At 35.5% G+C, this 20,748-nt stretch carries 20 protein-coding genes and 1 tRNA gene; 16 read left to right on the top strand and 5 right to left on the bottom strand.

Annotation, left to right across the window (positions count from 1 at the left end; translation table 11 throughout):
* Window positions 1-16: 16 nt before the first annotated feature.
* Window positions 17-784 carry a porin family protein gene (locus tag JL102_RS22305; protein WP_202246691.1) on the bottom strand — a complete coding sequence of 256 codons (768 nt, stop codon included), beginning with the start codon at window positions 782-784 and terminating at the stop codon, window positions 17-19.
* Between the two features lie 128 nt (window positions 785-912).
* On the opposite strand from JL102_RS22305, the gene JL102_RS22300 reads away from it, so the two are divergent.
* The 16 genes from JL102_RS22300 (at window position 913) to JL102_RS22225 (ending at window position 17,827) form a co-directional block, all read left to right on the top strand.
* Window positions 913-986 (top strand) — tRNA-Arg (locus JL102_RS22300).
* Between the two features lie 508 nt (window positions 987-1,494).
* On the top strand, window positions 1,495-2,418 hold the full coding sequence (locus JL102_RS22295; RefSeq protein ID WP_202246690.1) for a sulfotransferase family protein: 924 nt from the start codon (window positions 1,495-1,497) through the stop codon (window positions 2,416-2,418).
* A gap of 436 nt (window positions 2,419-2,854) precedes the next feature.
* Window positions 2,855-5,317, top strand: a complete 2,463-nt coding sequence (locus JL102_RS22290) for an ATP-dependent Clp protease ATP-binding subunit (RefSeq protein WP_202246689.1) — start codon at window positions 2,855-2,857, stop codon at window positions 5,315-5,317.
* 59 nt (window positions 5,318-5,376) lie between these two features.
* Entirely contained in the window at window positions 5,377-5,826 is a 450-nt protein-coding gene (locus JL102_RS22285) for a hypothetical protein (RefSeq protein WP_202246688.1), read from the top strand.
* 3 nt (window positions 5,827-5,829) lie between these two features.
* Entirely contained in the window at window positions 5,830-7,185 is a 1,356-nt protein-coding gene (locus JL102_RS22280) for a DUF5458 family protein (protein WP_202246687.1), read from the top strand.
* 189 nt (window positions 7,186-7,374) lie between these two features.
* Window positions 7,375-8,088 (top strand): type VI secretion system tube protein TssD, encoded by a 714-nt coding sequence (gene tssD, locus JL102_RS22275; RefSeq protein WP_202246686.1) that lies wholly within the window; start codon window positions 7,375-7,377, stop codon window positions 8,086-8,088.
* Between the two features lie 11 nt (window positions 8,089-8,099).
* Window positions 8,100-9,734, top strand: coding sequence for a LysM peptidoglycan-binding domain-containing protein (locus JL102_RS22270; RefSeq protein ID WP_202246685.1), 1,635 nt, complete (start codon window positions 8,100-8,102; stop codon window positions 9,732-9,734).
* A gap of 27 nt (window positions 9,735-9,761) precedes the next feature.
* Window positions 9,762-10,199, top strand: a complete 438-nt coding sequence (locus JL102_RS22265) for a hypothetical protein (RefSeq protein WP_202246684.1) — start codon at window positions 9,762-9,764, stop codon at window positions 10,197-10,199.
* A 676-nt stretch (window positions 10,200-10,875) separates the two neighbouring features.
* Window positions 10,876-11,397 carry a tetratricopeptide repeat protein gene (locus tag JL102_RS22260; protein WP_202246683.1) on the top strand — a complete coding sequence of 174 codons (522 nt, stop codon included), beginning with the start codon at window positions 10,876-10,878 and terminating at the stop codon, window positions 11,395-11,397.
* 76 nt (window positions 11,398-11,473) lie between these two features.
* Window positions 11,474-11,881 carry a hypothetical protein gene (locus JL102_RS22255; RefSeq protein WP_202246682.1) on the top strand — a complete coding sequence of 136 codons (408 nt, stop codon included), beginning with the start codon at window positions 11,474-11,476 and terminating at the stop codon, window positions 11,879-11,881.
* Window positions 11,882-11,897: 16 nt separating this feature from the next.
* Window positions 11,898-12,731: an SH3 domain-containing protein gene (locus tag JL102_RS22250; RefSeq protein ID WP_202246681.1), complete on the top strand. Its 834-nt coding sequence runs from the start codon at window positions 11,898-11,900 to the stop codon at window positions 12,729-12,731.
* A 352-nt stretch (window positions 12,732-13,083) separates the two neighbouring features.
* Window positions 13,084-13,956: a tetratricopeptide repeat protein gene (locus JL102_RS22245; RefSeq protein ID WP_202246680.1), complete on the top strand. Its 873-nt coding sequence runs from the start codon at window positions 13,084-13,086 to the stop codon at window positions 13,954-13,956.
* A gap of 103 nt (window positions 13,957-14,059) precedes the next feature.
* Window positions 14,060-15,736: a LysM peptidoglycan-binding domain-containing protein gene (locus JL102_RS22240; protein ID WP_202246679.1), complete on the top strand. Its 1,677-nt coding sequence runs from the start codon at window positions 14,060-14,062 to the stop codon at window positions 15,734-15,736.
* An 11-nt stretch (window positions 15,737-15,747) separates the two neighbouring features.
* A complete protein-coding gene (locus JL102_RS22235; RefSeq protein WP_202246678.1) occupies window positions 15,748-16,437 on the top strand; it encodes a hypothetical protein in 690 nt (229 codons plus the stop codon).
* A gap of 59 nt (window positions 16,438-16,496) precedes the next feature.
* Complete coding sequence (locus tag JL102_RS22230; protein WP_202246677.1) at window positions 16,497-17,393, top strand: tetratricopeptide repeat protein; 897 nt, start codon at window positions 16,497-16,499, stop codon at window positions 17,391-17,393.
* The gene (locus tag JL102_RS22225) at window positions 17,390-17,827 is read left to right on the top strand and encodes a hypothetical protein (protein WP_202246676.1); all 438 of its coding nucleotides are present in this window, start codon (window positions 17,390-17,392) and stop codon (window positions 17,825-17,827) included. Before JL102_RS22230 ends, JL102_RS22225 begins: the two co-directional genes overlap by 4 nt.
* 26 nt (window positions 17,828-17,853) lie before the next feature.
* Here the strand turns inward: JL102_RS22225 and JL102_RS22220 are convergent, their stop codons facing one another.
* From JL102_RS22220 to JL102_RS22205, 4 genes are all read right to left on the bottom strand, one after another.
* On the bottom strand, window positions 17,854-18,537 hold the full coding sequence (locus tag JL102_RS22220) for a hypothetical protein (protein WP_202246675.1): 684 nt from the start codon (window positions 18,535-18,537) through the stop codon (window positions 17,854-17,856).
* Between the two features lie 102 nt (window positions 18,538-18,639).
* Window positions 18,640-19,044: an oligosaccharide flippase family protein gene (locus JL102_RS22215; protein WP_202246674.1), complete on the bottom strand. Its 405-nt coding sequence runs from the start codon at window positions 19,042-19,044 to the stop codon at window positions 18,640-18,642.
* Window positions 19,038-19,718, bottom strand: coding sequence for a hypothetical protein (locus JL102_RS22210; RefSeq protein ID WP_202246673.1), 681 nt, complete (start codon window positions 19,716-19,718; stop codon window positions 19,038-19,040). Before JL102_RS22210 ends, JL102_RS22215 begins: the two co-directional genes overlap by 7 nt.
* Window positions 19,719-19,758: 40 nt before the next feature.
* On the bottom strand, window positions 19,759-20,547 hold the full coding sequence (locus JL102_RS22205) for a hypothetical protein (RefSeq protein ID WP_202246672.1): 789 nt from the start codon (window positions 20,545-20,547) through the stop codon (window positions 19,759-19,761).
* Between the last annotated feature and the right edge of the window lie 201 nt (window positions 20,548-20,748).

Below are 20,748 nucleotides of genomic sequence, written 5' to 3'. Positions count from 1 at the left end.
TTTGCGTGTTTTTTGCTTAAAATGCTGTGAAGGTTAATCCTACAGTAATCTTGGTGGCATCATCTGTACCGGCGGGGCCATCATCAAATAATGGAGACAGACTTTGGTAGTAGAATAAGTTGAATCCCCCAATACCTAATCGGCCAGTAAGTCCGTATCGGAAACGATTAAGGCCAAAATCTTTCTTAATCTTTAGCTTAGCATTTTCGTCCTCATGAGAATATTTCACTTTCGTGTGTGAGCTAAATCTTACTCCTATTTTACCTCCAACGCTTACGTTGAAGCTTCTTCTTTTATCATCAGGGTTGGCAAAGAATCTAATTTCCAAAGGAATATCTACATAGCTGGAAGCTAATTGAGACTTAGCTACATCCCAGTCATCGCTTAAAGGAACGGTGCTTACTTCTGTATCTCCGTTAGCATTCACGCTTTGATCTATAGTTACTTTTTTGTCAAACTTGAATTTGTCTACGCCAATACCTATACCTGGTCTTATCTCGAAACCAGAATTACCAAGTGGCATATCGTATAAATAGTACATTTCAAAAGTACGTGAGCCTAAAGTGCTGATTTCTAGCTCTTCAGAATTATCCTGCAATATATTCCAACCTATGTTGAGAATTAATGAACCAGGAATATCAGGCCTGGCAGCACGATTTCTGATTTTCATAGGCTGAAGCCTTTCTGAGGGGGTCTCCTTATTTTTTTTTGATGGTTCTGTGCCGGTAGCGTAGGTGGAAACAGAAATAAGTGCTGTAAGGAAATAGAGCGAAATTTTCTTCATAGTATAATTAACCTGAAATCTTTCATTTTATTGTAGGCGTCAAAGATAAGGTTTTTTAAAAAAGTATACGTGAATAATGCTTTTTTTAAGAGGAATTATTGATTACATTTGCATCTCAATTTTGAAAAGGCCTCGTAGCTCAACTGAATAGAGCACTTGATTACGGCTCAAGAGGTTCCAGGTTTGAATCCTGGCGAGGTCACAAAAAAAAGGGATGCTATTTTAGCTTCCTTTTTTTGTTTTGAGTCCATCCGGGATGGATTTAAGGTGTAGATTTAATTTATTTAGTATTTCTTAATCATCCTGGCTCATATTATTCTATTACCTATTTTGTATATCTACAAATTTGGGTTGGTCAGCTTTCTCTAAAGAGCAAAGGCCTATATTATATATGATTTAGTCATAGTATCTACTGAAAGTTTTCAATCTTCTATTTTATTTGCTTTGAACGATATCCTTTGGAGGTCAGTCATCAAGCGGTACAGTCGGGTTTTTTTGCTATTTTTATTTTAAATGTTGCAGTGTTGTAACAAAATGTTCATTGAGTTGTATTAGTAAATAGTAAATCTCAACTGGTAATTGCTGCTGTTTTTTATTTTAAACGATAATGTAGGTTCTTCGTAAGTTTTACATACTTATGGGGGTGAATGCATTGTCATAAATATTTTTTTTATTAGTTTGAGTCAGTATTATTTTAGTCGAAATATTTAATGAATAATCAAAAGGATAAACCTGTATTACCCAACCTTCTTGTGGTGGGAGTGGCCAAATGCGGCACATCATCTTTACATCAATATTTAGAGCAACACCCAGAGGTGTATATGTCTCATACTAAGGAGCCTAGATATATTAGCAGCCAAGTGACGGATCTGCCCTTAGGTGGGCCAAAGGATGATAGGGTAGAAGCATGGTATATTAAAGATTTCGATCAATATAAAGATCTGTTTAAAGATGTGAAGGATGAAAAGATTATTGGAGAGTCTAGTGCTGATACTTTTTATTTTCATGAGAAAACAATTCCTTTTATAAAAAAGCTTTACGGAGATCCTAAGATAATTATATTACTGAGGCATCCGGTTAAGCGTTCTTTTTCTGCCTATCAACATTTGAGAAGAGATGATAGAGAGCACTTATCTTTTGAAGAGGGGTTAAAGGCCGAGCCAGAAAGAATTGCCAAAAACTACGAGTTGATATATCATTATAAAGCGGTGAGCCAATATTATGAGGGTCTCAAGGCTTTTATGGATAATTTTAGTTCTGTGAAAGTGGTCTTAAATGAAGAACTTTCCTCTTCACCATCTACGGTCATGAAGGAGGTTTTTGAGTTCTTGGGAGTAGATAAAAATGTTGAAGTAGATGCTTCGGCTCGTCATAATATGTCTGGAGTGCCTAAATCAAGGTGGTTACATGAGTTTTTATTTGAAGGAAAAAAAATCATAGTGGTTTTAAGGCCTTTTGTAAGATTGTTTTTAAATAAAGAGCAACGAAAAAAGGTATCTAGAAAATTATTCGAGAGGAATTTGACCCGCTTGAATATTAATAAAAAAACGCAGGCTGAATTATTTGAATATTATAAGCCGGATATTAAAAAGACAGAATCTTTGTTAAACCGTGATTTGAGTCTTTGGAAATGATTTAATTTGTAAATTATTTTATACAGTATTTAATTTTACCCTTTAGGTGAGGATATTTTAGTGCCCTGCTAATAATATTCTCGCCTTTTTTATTTTGCAGTTATATTTTGCTGATATATAGAGTGTTTAAGATGCACCTCGTCTCTTTTATCTTCCATTCATCGATAATATTGACAGAATATCTAATTGATTTAATTAAATTATTTTTTGACTTGGAAAATTATGCCAACTAGATTGGTTGATATTTTTAAATATGTTTAAAGTAATAAAACGTTTAACTATATAATGAAAATAGGCAAAAATGATTTTTTTTTATACTTTTATTTAATCAATTAAGTTCTTTTTTGTAAAGTTGTCAATAGTTTAGTGTAGCTGTCTTTAATTTTTGTATTGCACTAATATAAGTATATATATAATTTTTTAATTTGTTAAATTCATGCAGTTAGTGGAATTTTCTTTAGAGCAAAGAAGTAAAACTGCTATTCATATTGCTCAATCTTTGGCAAAGGAATATCATAATAATGAGTATAATGCTGCTCACTTACTGAAGGCTCTTCTTCATAAAGATTCAGGATTAGATTCACTGCTTTTAAAGTTAGATTTGGATGTCTATTATTTTGAAGAGTGGTGTGATGTAAGAATTGAATCCCTTCCCAAAAAAGCTAGTATCTCCGATACAATTGATGGAGATCGGTCGGTAGAATCAGTGTTTAATGAGGCTGATAGTGTAAAACTCAAGCTGGGTGAGGAAGAAATAACGCCCACGGCGCTCTTCATTGCCATATGTACACCAGGGGTTGGCTTTTCTTATGAGCAGCTCAAAACATTACCCATTAAAGCTGAGGACATTCTTCAGGTATCTAAAGTAGCTTCTATTAATGGTGCCAGTGAAGCGGGAAGGTCTGTTTTGCCAACAGGAGTATCTTCATCTGTGCTGGGAGATTATTGTATAGATAAAGTTTTTGAGGCAGATCAAGGGCAGTTGCAGGCTATTTCTGGCAGAGATGCTGAAATAAAAATGATGCTAGAGGTGCTGGGAAGGCACTCAAAACCTAATGTGCTTATTACAGGTGAGCCGGGTGTTGGTAAATCTGTGTTACTTGATGGTTTTACGCAGGTAGTTGTAAACGAATCAGTACCTACTGCCTTCAAAGGGGCTCAGATTTATGAGCTTGATTACATACAACTGGTATCAGGAGCCACTTATAAAAGTGAAATAGAAGACCGGTTTAAGAAAGTACTTAATGCTTTGAAAAGTCTCTCTAAGCCTATTTTGCTTATCGATGAGATTAATAATATTACCAATAAGGAAAATGGTAATCCTGGTTTGGTTAATATTTTGAAGTCTGAGCTGGCTAAAGGTCAAATCACATTTATAGGTACGTCTACTAATGATGCTTTCAGAAAGAATATAGAAAATGACGAAGGCCTTTTTAGAAGGTTTGAAGTAATCGGTTTAGAAGAACCAAATGAAGCAAGGGCCTTGAAAATGATAGCTGATACTATCGATAAGTATTCCAATCATCATAGCCTGAAAGTGGATGAGGGTACCATAGCGGAAGCTATTCGCTTATCAAAAAGATTTAACAAAGAGCGTAGTCTGCCAGACTCAGCTATTGATTTAATAGATCGTACCATGTCAGCTACACGCTACATGTTGGAAACCACTGCTGATCATGTGCAGAAGGTAAAAACACAGGTAAAAGAGATAAAAGAAAGTAACTCTGATGAGGCTGAAAAATTAGCTGAGCTGGAAAAGCAATGGATGGAGTTAAAAGGCCTCTTTAGTTATTTGTTATTTGAAGATTGGTCAGATGAAGCAGTTTCGGGCATTACAGCAGTTGAAGATTATGCTTTGGCTATTGAAAATGTGCTAGACCAGTTTCAAAGTAAGGTAGATAGTAAAGAAGAGCATATAGAGCAGAATGATGTAGCGGCTACTATAGCTAATAAAACGGGCATTCCAGCCGGTAAGCTTCGTACAGATGAAAAGGAGAGACTGCTTACTATGGAAGATGAGCTCAAGAAAAGAGTAATTGGGCAGGATCATGCTATCGTTTCAGTTACGGAAGCTATATTGGAATCTAGGTCTGGACTGAGCAAACCTGGTTTGCCTATAGGATCTTTCTTTTTTACCGGGCCTACCGGAACAGGTAAGACCGAGTTAGCAAAGTCATTGGCTGAGTTCTTATTTCAGACAGAAGAGGCTATTATTCGTTTTGACATGTCTGAGTTTAAGGAAGAGCACTCGGCAGCATTGCTTTATGGAGCGCCTCCAGGATATGTAGGCTACGAAGAAGGTGGCTTGCTGGTAAATAAAATAAGACAAAAGCCTTACTCTATCGTGCTTTTTGATGAAATAGAAAAGGCTCACCCTTCAGTGTTTGATATATTTCTTCAGATTTTGGATGAAGGTAAATTGAGTGATCGATTAGGAAAGACGGGCGATTTTTCAAATGCCGTAGTGCTTTTCACTTCAAATATAGGTAGTGAGCATGTCGCTCAATCTTTTTCTGCCGGTGAGATTCCTAAGTCTACTGATCTGCTTGATCTTATGTCTATGCATTTCAGGCCAGAATTTTTGGGTAGGCTTACTGAGATAGTGCCTTTCTCTCCGATTACAGAAGATGGAGTGATCAGGATTTTTGATGTGCAGATGAAAGATCTATACAAAGCTTTAGAAAAGCAAGAAATCACATTAAACCTGTCAGATGACGCCAAAAGCTTACTGGCTCATAAAGGATTTACTCCAAAATATGGAGCCAGGCCTATTAGAGGTGTTATTCGTTCAGATTTACGCTCACCACTTTCTCGCAAAATTATTAGCGGCGAGATAGCTAAAGGAAGCGTAGTAAACCTATCAGTGGAGGGCGAGGAGCTAGTATGGCAGTATAGTTAAGTAATTACAGATTTTTAGTTAATACAAATTATCATTTATCAACATAAATTTTTTATTCTATGGATAATAAACTCGGAATAGGCGGAACAGAGGTGCAGACCGATGCTGGTGAAGCCATAGCGGAAATTGGTCAGAATAAGACTTTACTTATTCAAAAGCTAACCCAGGATCAATCATTGAAGCCAGAAATTGTGACAGGATTAAAAACTCTTGATGATGTTTTTGATCATTATAAACCAGAGGTGGAAGTGGAGTTTGAAGACGCTGATGGTGTAGAGAAGAAAGAAACTTTGAAGTTTAGTCACTTAGGAAATTTTGGTAAAGATGGAATAATTGAACAGAGTAAATTTTTAAATGATCTTGATACTGAAAAGCATCAATATCTAAAAGTAATTAAGCAATTAAGAACTAATAAAATATTGAAGAGTGCTCTGGCTGATCCTGAAGCTAAACAGGCATTGTTAAACTCTATTAAATCATTAATCGCAGAATTAGAACAAGAGAAATAAACCATGGCAGTTCAAGAAAATAAAGCAGCAAGCGCTCAGCAGGTAGAGAACCCGGCAGAAGAGCTCAAGAGGAATGAAGCAAAACTGGCCAAATATGGTGGTTTTGACCTTTTGGAAGCTTGTATTGACGATGTTCAGAATATGAACCCTGAGCGTAAAGCCAGAAAAAAAATATTTTTAACAGAGTCTTCTAAAAAACTAGAAAGGCAAAAGCTGAAGAAGACGCTCGAAATATGGAGCGACTTATTAGAGACCTCAGACGATTTATCAGAATTGATTGATGAGTCAGAAAAAAGATCTCAACAGGCTGGTGAAACCCTTAAAAAGAACTTGAAGCGTTCTTTGGATCAAACCCGCGAGCTTGAGCAGTCTTATAGGTCTGTAGCCCTTTTCTTTAAGAATACAGAGGCTCAAAAGCTTAAAAATGTAAATATCCTTAATGCTGAGATAGATCAGTTAAAAGATCTTGATAATACAAGATTTATTGATGCTGTTCACGAGGAATTAGTTCAGAATTATGATCGATTAGATCTTAGAGATAACTACAGTTTATTGGTAGTGCCAGGTTATTTAGGATCTAACAAAGTGGTAGAGAAATGGGCTAAAATAGCGCATGAGAATAAGGTTATGCTTGTAACTGACTTTGAGCATCTTGATGAGCCAGATGATGTTATGGAGCTTTTTGAGGCTGCTAACCTTTCTGGTGGAGATAAATACCGCTCTAATGTTATCATGACTTGTAACTGGCTGGTAGGTAGAGGTAAAAATGCCGAAGTGGGTGAAGAAGAAGATATTTATGTAGCTCCCTCTAGTGCTTTGGGAGGAAAGATCTATAAAACACTTATGTCTCAGGTTACTGCCGGTAAAAAGTTTGGTGGTATGAACGAGGTAGATGGTGTTAAATTCGACCTTAAAAAAGGCGAGATTTCTCAGCTTGAGAGATTAGGCCTGGTTCCTATGGTTTTTGAATACGGTAAAGTAATGGCATTCTCAGCTAAGACTTTGTTTAACGGAGATAACCTGGGCTTACAGACTTACTCTGTAGTGCGTGTGTTTGACTACGTTACTAAAGTGCTGATGGACTTCTTAAACAGAAGAGCTTTCGAAAACTTCAATGCTAAAACCAGAAGAGAGCTTATGGGTCAGATAGTGCAGTTTTTAGATGGTATTACCGGACCAGATAAGCTGATTGAAGATTTTTCTGTAAAGCGTTTTGAGCAAGATCATATTCAGAAAGACAAAATACATTTAGATATTCATTTGAAGCCTTATTTCCCGGCTAAAAACTTCATGATTAAGATGGATGGACAGAAGGGTGATGATGGTTCTGAGTGGAATTCGGAATATAACGAAATGTAAAGGTTATAAAGAGGCTGTTTCAAAAGTGAAGTTTAAGTCAGATGGAGGTTCTCTTCAGCCCACTTTTGAGACAGTCTTTATTTTTTTATTCACGCGGCCACTTTTGCCTGATGGTTAAGAGCGTATCAGGATATTTTTTTACCGTCTCAAAAAGGATAAAAGTAGTTTGCAGTCTAAACTTCTAAACTTATGAGTATTACCGCAAAATTACATGTAGAAGGTACTACCTACAATGTAATAAGGTTTGATTATGGATTAAAGCAACGGATAGATGAATCAGGAAGGCCCTCTGCCGCACCCAGATTTTCCGGCTTAGAGGTAGTAATAGAAGCTACCCGAGATAATTTATTTTTTGATAAAGCTGTTAACGCTACCGATAATGTAAAAGAAATAGTACTGGAATATGTACCCAACCAGTTAGGTAGCAAAAGCAGGAGGATACATTTTTACGACTGCCATGTGGTGGTTAACCGTACTAGCTTTGTATCTCAGGGAAATTCTCCCATGTCAGAATCTCTACTAATAACTGCTGGAGGCGTTAAGGACTCAGCCTCTTCTACCGAGTATTCCACTTTTTGGAGAAAGACTTTTGCTGCGCCTGTTTCGCAGGTGGCGGAGGAACGGGAAAAAGGAGATCCAATTATTGAAAAAGCTTATTTTACGACAATAGATGGAGAAAAAATTCAGCAGGCAGATGCCTATATAGGTAGCGAAGTTTATTACGTTATTGAGTCTAAGAGTGCAGTTGGAGAGATAATTGATTTGAGTTTTTCTGACTCCGAACGTGATTTTAAATATAATGGAGAGGTTATACCTAATGATTTTTTAGAAGGAGTAAAAATTACTTCGAATAAGACCAAGTTGAAATTAGAGGTTATAAGAGATAAAAACTCAAAACATTAGAAATACCAATTATGCCAAGAATTAGTTTTAGGGAATTTCCAGATGTTTCGCTGGAGACTCCTGCTTTAAATATTTTAAGACCAGTGATAACTAAAGCTTATTTTGCAGAGGCTACTATTGAAGAGGTTGTAATAGAGAGTACCACTGAAACAGAGGCGGAAGTTTATACTGTTGTTTCTGGTGATACCCTTAGTAAAATAGCAAACAAAAAGGGAACTACTGTTGCTGCCATTATAGAAAGTGACAGTGCGTTAACAGATCAGAATAAAGGAAATTTGTCTATAGGTCAGCAAATTACTTTACCTAACCAGGTTGCAACCAGTGAGAAAAAGAAAAAGATAAGTTTCTCCAAAGTTGACAGCGGAAATATAGGTAAAGAGCTATATGTAGTGGTAGAAACTACTAATTTCTCAGGCTATCAAGTCAAGTTGAACGTAAGGCAAGGTAAAGAGAAATGCTTGGAGGAGGAGGGGCAGCCGTTATCAGTGAAGAAAGAAGACGGGAATTATGGTCATTTGATAACATCAACGGTCGGCGCTATGTGCGATTCTGAATATTTAAATAAAGATGAATTTTCTGATATGGCTATCGCTAAAATATCTATTGACACTGATGATGAGGATAAGTTAGAAGCGTGGCGTGAAGCATTAGATTGTGCAGAAGACAAAAAAACTAGTTTATGTTTGTTGGTAGATGCTCATACAGTAGAAGGCCAAGAAGATATGAACATTAGTTATAAAGGTAATACTGAAGAAGGGGAAGTAAGAGGAGAAAAAGTGCCTAATGTTTGGCTTGATGTTGATGGGGAGTGGTTTGTTCTAAATAATGAAAGTTGTTGTACAAGGAATATTACGAAGGCACAAATTAAGAATATTGCTATTTATGCAACTGATGAAAATATTAGTAATCATTTAAATGGTATTAATCAATCATTTGTAGATAATGACATCAACACTTGTCTGCGAAGGGTTCATTATTTAGCACAATTAATTCATGAATCAGGAAGCTTGCGGTATACTGAGGAGCTTGGTGCTAGTGAATCGGATTATGGAGGGTTTAAAGGTCGAGGATTAATTCAGTTGACATTCAAGTCTAATTATGAAGATTATGGGGAATTTGTGAGTGAGGATTTTTCTTCAACTCAAGAAAATAAGGAAAAGCTTGAAGTTGATCCGCATGCAGCAAGGTCAGCAGGCTGGTATTGGGGACAGAAGGCAGAGTTAAACGATGAGGCTGATAATAATGATTTTATATATATAACTTTTGCAATTAACGGAGGCTATAATGGTTATAATGATAGGTTGGAATGGGTTGAAAAAGGCTTTGACGAATTGTATAATAGTTGTGATAGTGTTAATGAAGATTATAATACGAATTATGTGTTAGAGGATAGTAAAGCTTATAATAATCAGAAGGCTGTTTTCGGCTGGGGGTTATGGCATGATCCAGGTTTGTCTAAAGCGGGATGTACAAAAGATAAGGATAAAGCAATTGTAGGGTATGAAAGATTTATAGATTTACATGACAGTGCGGGGAAACCAGAATTAAGCAATAAATGGTATGGGTATGATGGAAGTGTAATAAGAAGTACGATTTTATCTAGATTGTCAATTTTGAAAAACGAAGAAGCCAACAATGAGTCGTAATTTTATGGAAAGTTTAATTGTAACTGAATGAAAATGTTAATATTAATTCTTTTAATCCTTAATCTAATTTCATGTGGTAATGGTAAGATTCGAAATGGAGATGCTTCTGAGTTAACCAAAACGGAAGTTGAGCACTCTGTTAATATCTTAAATATTCAAGAGAATTGTGAAGGTAGGTACATTCTAACAGGGGTTAATGACTGTCAATTTGTGATTGATATATCAGGATCTGACTATCATGTAAAAACTACTGAGAGAGAAATAAAAGGATCTATAGAAATTAAGGAAAATGAAGATGAAATGTATTTACTCTTTAAAGGGTTTGTAGGGGATGATCCGGAGGAGGAAATAGTAGGAAAGTATGAGGAAGGCACTATAATCATTCAAAACTATGGAAATAGCGTAAACCCTTATACCAGGTTAAATGAATGTTCTGATAAATATCTGGTTTTAGAAAGGAGTTAAATTGTAGGGAAAACTTAGGGGTCGTCATCAAAAGTCCTTCAATTTTTTATATCTAAGAGTCCTTCATGTAGCAAGTATACGATAAATAAGCTATTAGGAAAATTAAAAGAAATAGGATACTAAATGTATAAAATTTTATTGTCTCTCTATAAGGTTAGGTATAAACTGAAAGATGCTTTACTTTGAATACTCTCAAAGTCAGAAGCAGGTGAAACAAGTAAAATCCTACATCTATTATAGGAGGATTGAGCGCATAATAAGGAATTATTGACTAATTGTACTCATATTAAAGTATGATATTTATATATTATGGCTTAAAAATGGAGTGTTCAATTTGGGGGAGATTTTTTTAATATAGATATTTTGAAGGAGACTGTGTGGCAGTCTCCTTTTTGTTTAACAGAAGAATGTAGAGATTGATTAGCGTTAGACTATCTCATAGTTATTGATAATAATGGCACTCACACATTTAAGATAGGGCAGACTGAAAATATTATGGATTACTCTCATATGCCAAGCTTAATGGTAAATTGACACAAATTAGTACTTGAGCCTGGTAATGGAGACTCTTACAAAATAGCAATGCTTCAGAAACATGACTATAAAAATCTTTTCAACACTCTTAATAATTACACTGTTTACGGGCTGTCAAGCTCAACAAAACTATAATAGACCAATGAAGGAAACATTAAGCAAAGTAGAAATAGAGCAATTGGGAAACCGGATTAAGCAGCAAGACACCATCATGGTAAATGATGGGAAATTGAATATAAAAAAATTGATTGAAAAAGGGGAGGCGGTAGAGGCCAGTGTTCCTACAGATATGGGGTGGAAACATACTACCGCTTATGATTACGATGAGACTGTAGGTGATTTATATGTTCACATTTCGGGAAATGATTTAAGTGGTTACCGAAAAACAATAGAGGAAAAACAAATTGATTTTAGAAAGTATAATGATATTGCTTATTACTTAGAGCAGTCAGGGGCTTATGTTGAGGCGGAGAACATACTAAATATAATAATTGATAAGTATCCCGAAAGAACAGTAGCATACATTAATCTTGGTGATGCCTATTGGGGGCTTGGTAAGAAGGAAGAAGCTAGGGAGGCTTACTATTCTTATATTCATAAAATGAAAGAAGCCGGTAAAGAAAGTAAAATTCCTACACGTGTTCATGATCGGCTACAAGAATAAATTTTCATTGTAAATTGGCTAGTCGTTTTAGATATTAAAATTCAGTAAATTAAAGCGATTTTCAAAAAGCCCATCATTGTTATATAGAACTATGATGGGCTTTTATTATGGTAGTGGTTGCAGATTGGAGAATGGTGATAAATCAACCCTTGATGGTTCCGATTATTTTGGTGTGGGTTTTATACATATGACAGGTAAAGGAAAATATAAAAAATTACATAAAGTTTGGAATAAGCGATACCCATCAGATCCAAAAGATTTTATGGGGGATGATATTTCACTGTTAAAAACAGATGTAGATGTAGCGATGAAGGCTTCTATGATTGTCTGGATTGATGACGATAAAAGCACCAATTTAAAAGCTGATAAAGGTAATGCTGACGCGGTTATTGAATCGGTTACTCTAGATGTTAACGGAGGAACAAACGGTTTGGACCTCAGAAATAAATATACAAAAAAAGCCTATCAAATTTTAGATAAATAATATGATGTGTAATTTATTGAAGACTCTATTTTTTGTTATAGGACTGGTTGTTTTAAGTTGCGGGGCTAGTTCAGAAGTAAGTGAAGGGTCAAGCGAGACTAATGTAATCAAAGTATGTGCTAAGTTACATCTGCAGGAAATACAGGGACTATGGGAAAGTTATTCTTATTACTTAGAGCATGAAGGTCAAAAAAAAGATGACCATAATAATAAGTACTTTAAAGTTATTTATGAAAATAAATTTATTGATATCATCATAAAAGACAGCGATAGTATAATTCTGACAAAAGGGGCTATTGGATTTTCTGACACTAGGCCAGTAAATCTAAGTTCTTTCAATGATTTTCAGGAAACTGGTGAATTCTTAATAAGAAAATATGAGCCATTTCAAATGCAGCAAGGCTCAAAAATAGATACTGTAAATATTAGCAAACGACATCTTGTATATTTTGATACATTTGAGGTGTTGGATGATGATCTTTATTATGGAGCAAATATTAATGATTTAAACAGCTTAGAGAAAGTGAGTTTTGCTAAATCATACTCATTTCCTGGTGAAATTTTTTCCTTTCTCAAAACTAAATCAAAGGTTGGTGATGTCGATTATATCAAAACATTTAATATCTATAATTATTCTACTAAGGCAAGGGTGGTCTCAGTGAAAACCTACTTCCATGATGAGCCTTCTGAGGATACAAAGCGTAGAGCATATCTATTGAAGGGGGATATTGCTTACCTGGAAGATGAAGGAGGTGAGTGGTGTAAAGTATATTATGATGGTAAATCATCGGTGACCACTGGTTATGTTAAAAGAAGTGATGTCGAGGTAATTTATCCTACTCAGGAATAATAAAGTTTGAAACATTAAAAATAGGACGTTCACCATAGGATGAAATAATAATTGGATATAGCGACTAATTGAGCCAATTTAAGTGTTACTCAAAAGCTCATTAAGATTCAATTGAATTATAATGGGCTTCTTTTAATTATTGACAAAGGATAATGTTACAGAGAGTCTTTAAAAAAATATATTTATCAAATGAATAAAAAAGAGAGTGTAATCAGAATTCCTGCGTACATTAAATATCGATAGCAAAATTGAGTTAGTATTTTATAGTTTTAATCATTGGAATCTGAAGTGACTGATATGAAATTCATGAGGCACTGTAATATTTTCGAGGTTTGGCTTTAGAATTAAGTGTATGATTATTGGTTGTGAAATTTCTTCATTAGTTGCAGCTGCTTTATTTATCCTTTTATGTTGTGGTGGCTATGAAAAAGGTAAAGCAGGCATAGATATCCAAGAAACGTTGACAGGCAATGACTTGGAAGTAGAGGGGTATTTTGATTACGATACTTTGTTGGATAAAATTTATTGCAATAAAACAAAAGGTCAGCAAGAGCCTTATTGTGCCTGTACGGTATTATTTGGGAATAATGAAAAACAAACCTTTGATATGCCAATGGCTCATTCTATGCCACAAATCAACAATTGTGGTAAGGGCTGTATAGAAACCTATGAATGGGTTACAGGAGTGGATGGTTATGAAGCTTATGTACAGTATATGTATGATGAAAAGTTGAATAATTGGTTTCAGCAAAAAGAAACTATTTATGAAGGAGAAGAAACACAGGAGAGATTTTTTCAAGAGGAGCAATGGAGTATAGATAGTCACATTCTTAAAGTTGTAAATAAATCAACAGTATTGTCTTTGTATGATTACTTCGCAAAGTGGTTTACTGCTAAAGAGTTTGTGAAAATAAAAGCCGCAGCTTTAAGTGTAGATCAGTCAAATCGAAATTTAATTGCTGATGAAAATTTACGAAAGTATAATGATATTGCTTATTACTTAGAGCAGTCTGGAGCTTATGCTGAGGCGGCTTACTTACTAAATAAAATCATCGATCAAGATCCTGAGAGGGTAGTAGCTTATATTAATCTTGGTGATGCCTATTGGAAAATGGATCAAGAGGAAAAGGCGAAAGAGGCTTACAAAGAATATTTTCATCTCATGAATCAAAAAGGAAAGGCAACCAAAATTCCTCCATACATTAAAGATCGGTTGAAGGAATAAGTTGAATTCATATTCCAAGTCTATTGGGAGGATACATCGTGAAATATTAGTACTCACATAAGTGAGTGTAAGCTCGAATAGATGTCAGAAAATAGAAAATATTATGGCAAAGCTTAATTTCAGAAAAAAACAAAATACTTCATATGAAGACCCCTCTTTAAGAGCGGTAAAGTCAGAGATCATTAAAGCATATTTTGCTGAGGCTACTATTGAAGAGGTGGAGGTAGAAAGCAGGACTGAAGCGGTGCCAGAAGTGTATACGGTGGTTGCTGGAGATACGCTTAGTGGCATAGCTGCGAAAAAGGGAACTACCGTCAATGCTATTGTGAAAAGTGATAGCCGTATAACTCAAGAAAATAAAGGAAGATTATCTATAGGTCAGAAAATTACGCTGCCTACCCAATCGGCTAGGCGTGAGAAAAGGAAGAAGATGAATTTCACTACAGTTAGTAGCGGGTGTATAAGAAAAGAGCTTTATGTGATAGTAGAAACCAAAAACTTTTCTGGTTATAAGTTGACGATAAAAGTAATTCAAGGCAAAGAAAAGTGTTTGGCGGAGGTCGGTCAGTTTGTATCGGTGAAAGATGAATATGGCAATTATGGTTATGTGATAACCGCAACAGTTGGCAATATGTGTGAGTCGGAGTACATCAATAAAGATGAATTTAGGGATTTGGCCGTAGCTAAAATAGCTATTGATACAGATGATAAGGATAAGATGAAAGAGTGGAGGGAGGCTTTAGATTGTGTGGCAGATAAGAAAACCAACTTGTGTTTGCAGGTGGATGCTCATGCAGTAGAAGATCAGCAAGATTTGAATATCATCTATCATGGAAATGCAGAGAAGAGAGAGGTAAAAGCACAAAAAGCAGGCAATGTGTGGCTTGATGTGGATGGCGAGTGGTTTAAGATCGGGAAAATGCCATGTCGTTGCTACCAAGACCTTGATTTTGAGGAGGTTTCCGGTGTTTTTAAAGATGCATCAGATAGTAAAAAGAAAGCAATTGTAGAAGAGTTTAATCGGAGTTATGTCACTAAAGATGGTTCTACAAAAAAATTATATGAAATATTTGAGTTAGACACATGTTTAAAAAGAGCACATTTTTTTGCTCAGGCATATGTCGAGAGTCGGTCAAACTTATCTGGAGCATTCAAAGGAGAAAGTTTAAATTATTCAGTTTCGGCTCTGGTTTCAGGCTATCCATTCAGTTGCTTTAAGAAAAACAAATCGCTAATGAAGAGGGCTTATGAGATAGGCAGGGGCCCATACATTTATTATGAGGAAGTAATTAAATGGGATCCTAATACTAATGAGGAGATCACCGTGAAGAAAAAGGTGGAGATTCCATCATCTCAAAGGGCAGATCAAAAGGCAATAGCCAATATTGCCTATGATGATAATAACCGAAGTAAAAGCTTTAAACTAGGCAATATTAATGAGGGAGATGGCTGGAGCTTCCGAGGAAGAGGTCTTTTGCAAATTACAGGCAGAACTAATTATACTAATTCTCAAAGAATAATAGATGATTTGATACCAGGTTCAGGAGTGCAGTTATCAATAGGAGTAGATGAATTTTCTGCGAAAGAAGCTGTTTTTGCTGGCTTAGTAGATTGGTTTGAAAAGGAATGTTATAGAGAGTCAATGAAGGGTAGTAGCCCAAGTCACGTAGACGCTGTAACTGCCAAGATAAATGTTGCCACTAAGTCCTATGATGATAGGAAGAAGGCATTTTTAAATACCAAGAAAGTTTTTAAGGTAGATGAATGTAGCAGTTCATGAAAAGTAAATGCATGAAGAAATCATTTTTATCACTTGCAGCTATTTTTATCATCTTTTTTTTGGGGAAGCCAGAAAGTGTAGTTGCGGATGTTTCATTGAATATAAATGAAATAGTAAGGGCTGATACTTTAGGAAGTCACGTAAATAAGGAGTTTACCCGCAATGAGGGTGAAGGTTTGGAGGTTTTTGTAAATAGGGTAGCCTATGAGTTATATGGAGAAGAAGTTTCACGCAATCATCCTGCCATAGAAACTACTCATTGGGTGGCAGACGTTTCAACTATTATTCTATTTTTTAATACCATAATAGATGATGATGATGCTGTGGAAGGGTTTATTCTTTTTTCAAAAGATGAAATAAAATACAACCTTATAAGGATAGACAATTACCTGCCGGCAGGTAACGGCGCAGAAATAGCTTCTGTATTTTTTGCGAATGCGGATAGTGATCCTGATAAGGAACTTATTGTGCTATGCACATGGCCTCAAAGAATAAAACTGACAGCGGAAGGTACTTTATATCAAACTTATATTTATGATGATCTAAATTCTAGTGTGTATCAAGATAAACTCATTTATTTGGCAGATATCAGTGGCCATTTTGGGCTAGAATTTGAAGGCTGGCAAGAAGGTGACAACGTAAAAGCTAGATATAAGAATGCTTCAGCAATTCGAGCAGAATTAAAAAGATTGGGATATTAAACACTTTACTTATCTATTTTAGAGAAGGTGTAATTTATGGTTTTACCAGTATTTGTGAGATGAGTAGAAATTTGGCTATTATTTTATTGTTGGTTTTTAGCTGCGGTATTTGCCTGCAAAGTAGTGCAGCAGATTTTTCTTTAGTAGAGAAGGCTTGCTGTAGTTTTTCCAATGGTGAAATTAAAGAATTGGAATATTACGAAAATCATCGGGATTATTTAATACTCGATATAGACGTTAATAAAGATGGCATCTTGGATAAGGTGGTTAATAATAAAAATGGAGATGAGCTATTGTTTTTTGTGAAAAGAGGAGGAGAGTATGAAAATGTGTATCATGGCGAGAACTACTCCTTTGATGGAGTTTATTTTGTAGATACCATTTCAGCTTTTAGCGTAGGAAATAATATATGCTGTATTAAAACCTTTTTTAATGGTGCAGGAGGACAAAATATAAATTATTTCATCGCCTTCGATAATGGAGAATGGAAGGTGAATAAATCTATCGCTTATAACTTATCTCATGAGGCAAATAGGATATGTATTACAGCTGATAAGGAAGACTGTATAGACCTAGGTAGTTTGGAAAACGCTACTCTATTAAGCAGATTGAAAGTTCTTTTGAAAGAAAAGCACTACGTCAAAAATCTTTCTGAGGAATTCATATTCACACTGCTTTCTAACTACCCCTTAAAAAAAGAAACTATCGGGTATTATAATGATATCGCCTATTATATGGAGCAACTTGGCGCTTATGATGAATCGGTGTATCTGTTGAATAACATAATTGATAAATATCCGGAAAGAACAGTAGCTTACATCAATTTGGGAGATGCTTATTGGGGTTTTGGTAAAAAGGAAGAAGCAAGGGAGGCTTACCATATTTATGTGCAAAAAATGAAAGAAGCAGGTAAAGAAAGTAAAATACCCAAGGTGATAAACGAGCGATTGAGATGAGGCTACTTGGGTTAATCGGTATGGTAACTATTCTGGTTTTAGTTAATTATGAAAAAGGGAAGGCGCAATCCACTTTAAAATCATATAATAATGAGCAGAAACAGGCAGAGAATAATTTTGTTGATCAAAGTAAATATGATGGGCAATACATTTTAATGGCCGCCAATGACTGTCAGCTTCAGATTGATATATCTGGGGGCATCTATCATTTAGAAACATCAAAGAGAAAGTTAAAAGGGACTATTGAGATTTTAAAGAATAATCAGCAAGTGTATTTACTTTTTAAAAGATTGATAGGAGATGACCCAGGGGAGGACGTATCGGGTAAATATGAGGATAACTCTATAATAATTCAAAACTACGGGAACAGCATGAATCAATATACCAGACTAAGCGAATGTTCTGATAAATATTTAGTCTTGAAAAAACGATAGTAAAGATCGTTTTTTCAAGCGGTAATCTAAAAAATAAGCGCTATTGGTATTAATAATAGATGGATTAATAGTGTGATGATTAGAAATTTGTTGCTTGGAGCACCAATGTCAGAAACAAAATCCAAAATTTTCTTTGTGATAAAATCGCTTACCTTTTCATCGTCAGCAAGGGTGTCAATATCCTCTAGTTTGATCTTTTTTAAAACATAGGTCAATACTTTCTTTTGCCACTTTGATGTGCTTTGGTCTGATCGAATAGAGTTGATAAGTCTAGCTTTCACGGTGGCCTTATCATCTATATTTTTCGCGATACTATTTTCTTTACTTACTATCTTCTTAACATAAAAAGTGAATTTTTCAGTAATCCATGTCTCCATATTATTTTTCCATAATAGATATACCGCCCCATGTAAGGCCGCCTTATTAGCAATATTTAAATATAGAAAAGGAAAAACTAGCAGGCTCAAAGTAGCTAAAAGCATTGCCCAAAAATCAGTTGAAAATAGTATAATTACTCCCATAATAGCTCCTAATCCTCCAGTATGAGCTGCCCCAGGATAGCCAGGGCCATCTCCAGCTGCATTGATAACTAGTATAGTGCCTATGGTAAAAGCCATAAGGGACAAGCCCAGACCTATTGCAATAGTGGAGAGCCATTTAAAGAATGATTTGGCAAGTATTTTACTTATGTCTAATATTATCTTTTTCATTTTTTTAGTTGTATATCTAATATACTCCTGTTTTCACAGAAAGTATGGGAAGCATTTATATGTATTCTATGTGTTTGTCAAAAGTAAGCTTCAAGTAGCCATTCATTCAGGGTCTTTTTTGAACCGCCCTTGCTCAGGCAGATTTAACCTTTCCAAGGAAGCTTGAAGATCACGCATTTGATTGATTAGCAGATGTAAATAGAAAAGTATTATAGCCAGTATGCCAAAAACCAGGCCGAAGAAAAACCAGAGTACTTTAGATTTATCACTTTTGGCAGCATTAATTAACCAGATAGAGATGAAAATATTAAAAATGAAATGAATTATAATAGTTGCATATTTCAAGATTTCCAGTTGCGCGTTATATTGGCCGTAGCTGGCCACACCTAATATGTTATTAGCTATATAAGGGACGATATACTGAGCGCAGCTTATTATTAAACCTATGGCAAGTATCACAAATAGCCATGATACTTTAGGGAGTTGATGTTGATTCTTAGTTACCATTTTCCAATTCTTAGTCTTTCTGCTTGTTGTGCTTTTGTTGCTTCAGGTGTAGCAATGTTGCTTGGATATAAGGGCTTAGGAAAGCCTTCTGCTTTTCTTCTTTCAAAGTCTTTTTGACGGTAAGGATCAAAGGCAGTTCCGGGAGGAAGAGGACGGTTTTTATCCATATACCAAACTGTAAAAGCCCATACATTATCTAGGTTATGCTGGGCAAGAAAACCTCCTTGACGAGGTCTTTTTCTACTGGACAGTAATTTTAACATGCCGCTCATAACACCTGGGCTGGAATTAATGTATTTTATAAACCCAACGCTGGTGGAGAAATTTAAGGTAGCATCTTTGCCTATACGATTAGGAAGAAATACAATACCGTTTAACCTGTCGTAAATCTTAAATCTGGCAGGAGCAATGAAGCCATATATAAGCATTATGAATGCAACTATAAATAGTATAATTTCAATAATGAGAGATCCTGATCCGCCTGAAAGTAATAATAGTACGAAGGCAACAAAACTAAATACTACAGAAAAAATCCATGAAGCCCAGCCTTTTAAGGATACATCTTCTTTATAAAATTGATCATTGGCTTCTGTAATAACATTTTTATTTGATGTAATATATTCTAGATTAATTTTATTGGGTTTTTGTTTTATAACTTTTGATAAGAATTCCATTTATTCAATTTCTTTTATTTCCTAAACCGCGCAAAGCTTATTACCAGCCACCAATACGCTCTCTTTCCTGCTGCTGTTCAGGGGTTGCTTCAGGGGTATCAAAAGTACTTTGGAATAGTGGGGGAGGAAAGCCCGCTGCCTTTCTTCTTTCATAATCTCTTTCACGATAAGCATCAAAAATATCGCCTGGAGGTAGGGGTCTGCTTTTATCCATATACCATAAAAGGTAAGACAGATCCTCGTAGCAATTTTGTCCTCCTATTGGAGCCAGGTGTGGAGTATACCCATGGTCTGGTCTTCTTATTTGTAGTATATATGCTCCGCCCCCTGTATGGCTAGGAGCAGACATAAGAAACATGATTTTTTCTATCTGCATTGTGACGTCTTTCTGCCACATAAGCCCTGGGAAAGTAACTAAACCGTCTTCTCTGTTCCATATTTCTTCCTTTTTAGGAATGGTGAAGTAATAAATCACGAAAAAAAGAAGGCAAGATAAACTAATGATTAGCGGTATAATAAATTGGACTGTATTCAATTCATTTGGAAATTTTATTCCTCCACTTATTATAAGTATCAAGGCCGCAAAAAAAACTCCCCCCACCCATATTGGAGTAATATGTGGTGATGTTCCAAATTCTATAAATTTATCATTAGCTTTTAAAAGGCCACCTTTAAGTCCTAGTTCTTCTTTGAGAAAAGTAATTTTATTCTCTGTTATGTGTAGGTTTAATACTCTGCTCCATCCACCTCTTTTTATTTTTTTATGCGCATCACTATAATCAGAGTGTGTGATCTCTCTTTTATAATCGCTTTCTATTATTTGTTCCATAGTATAAACTGCAAAAAGCTTATTACCACCCGCCAATACGCTCTCTTTCCTGCTGCTGTTCAGGGGTGGCTTCAGGAGTATCAAAAGTACTGGGAAATAGAGGAGGGGGAAAGCCTGCTGCTTTTCTTCTTTCATAATCCCTTTCTCGATAAGCATCCAAAGCCTCTCCAGGGGGAAGAGGACGGTTTTTATCCATATACC

The organism is Fulvivirga sediminis, from assembly GCF_016757215.1.
Classification (GTDB): domain Bacteria; phylum Bacteroidota; class Bacteroidia; order Cytophagales; family Cyclobacteriaceae; genus Fulvivirga; species Fulvivirga sediminis.
Note: the sequence above shows the minus strand (reverse complement) of the source record. Positions and strands in the feature narration are given on the sequence as shown.